The sequence below is a fragment of the Kitasatospora sp. NPDC059747 genome, from assembly GCF_042732955.1.
Taxonomy (GTDB): Bacteria; Actinomycetota; Actinomycetes; order Streptomycetales; family Streptomycetaceae; genus Kitasatospora.
On the sequence record NZ_JBHWGV010000282.1, the window covers coordinates 1 to 1,306 of the forward strand.

General features: G+C 71.1%; 1 protein-coding gene. It reads right to left on the reverse strand.

The genetic code is table 11. The features are described 5' to 3' along the window. Positions 1-266: 266 nt before the first annotated feature. The gene (locus tag ACFV4G_RS43510; RefSeq protein WP_380449209.1) at positions 267-1,223 is read right to left on the reverse strand and encodes an LAETG motif-containing sortase-dependent surface protein; all 957 of its coding nucleotides are present in this window, start codon (positions 1,221-1,223) and stop codon (positions 267-269) included. Between the last annotated feature and the right edge of the window lie 83 nt (positions 1,224-1,306).

The window sequence follows — 1,306 nt, forward strand, 5'->3', positions numbered from 1 at the left end:
GGACGTGCGCATGACGTGACTCCCCAGGGCCATGGGTCTGACGGTGTGGTGGGTGAAGACGACCGGCTCCGCTCCTCCTGAGCGGAAGCGCCCCCGGCTCTGCCGGTCTCGCTCTCCGTGCCTTCATCCGTATAGACGCGCATCTGCGCTGGTGGTTGCAGGTGAGTTCAAAAGTTTTTCGGACGTCTGCTGGTAGTGAGAGAAGAAGGGGCCTTCCTCCACACCGCCGTGTGGAGGAAGGCCCCTTCGTGGTGTCCGTCCGTCGGTTACCGCTGGGGACGGAGGCGACGGACGGCGAACAGGACGCCCGCGCCGAGTGCGAGGAGGGCGGCGGCGGAGCCGGCGAGGAAGCCGTTGGAGGAGGAGCCGGTCTGGGCGAGCTCGGGGGTGCCGGCCGGCGCGGTGGTGGCCGGGGCGGAAGTCGGGCTCGTGACGGGGGACTTGGGGGCCTCGGCGGTGGGCGCGGCCGGAGCGGCGGCCTTGGTCTCGTCCGCGGCGGGCTTGGCCGGGGCGACGGGAGTGGTCTTGGCCTTGGCCGGGGCGCTCGGCTTGGCGGTGGCGGTCGGGACGGGCTTGGCGGCGGCCGGGTGCTCCACCGGGAAAGTGAAGTTCGAGTCGCCGACCACGGCCTGGGAACCGGGAGCCTGTCCGAGGACCCCGATCTTGACCTTGCCCAGGTTCTTGGGGGCCTTCGCGGAGAGGCCGATGCGGAAGGTGAAGTGCTCCGCCCGGCCGTTCTCGAGGTGCTTGACGACGGTGGCAGGCGAGGCGTTGGTGTGGAGCGACGGGTCGCAACCGGGGCTGAGGGCGACCGGCTTCCAGGTCCCGCCGGACGCCACCTCGACCGTGAAGTCCTCGGTCCGGAGGCCGGCGCCGGGCACCGGGTTGAACAGCGAGATGGACGCCGCGACGTTCTCGTAGGGCGCACCGGTGAAGTTGGTGATGCCGACGCCCACCTCCACCTTCGGGCCGCCCGCGATGAGGGTCTGGCCGTCCCGGGTCTGGTGGAAGGAAGCGGTGAGGTCGCCGTTGTGGGTGGCGGCCGGGGCCGGGGTGGCCGGAGTCGTCACCTCGTACGGACCGGCACAGGCCCAGGCGGTGTCGGTGGTGAGGATCTGGATGCCGCCGGCGAGGACGGCGGTGGTGGCGAGCGTGGCGAGGGTGCGGCGGGTGGAGAGCGAGCGGGTGTTCTTCGCAAAGCGGGTGATAACGGACGTGCGCATGACGTGACTCCCCAGGGCCATGGGTCTGACGGTGTGGTGGGTGAAGACGACCGGCTCCGCTCCTCCTGAGCGGAAGCGCCCCC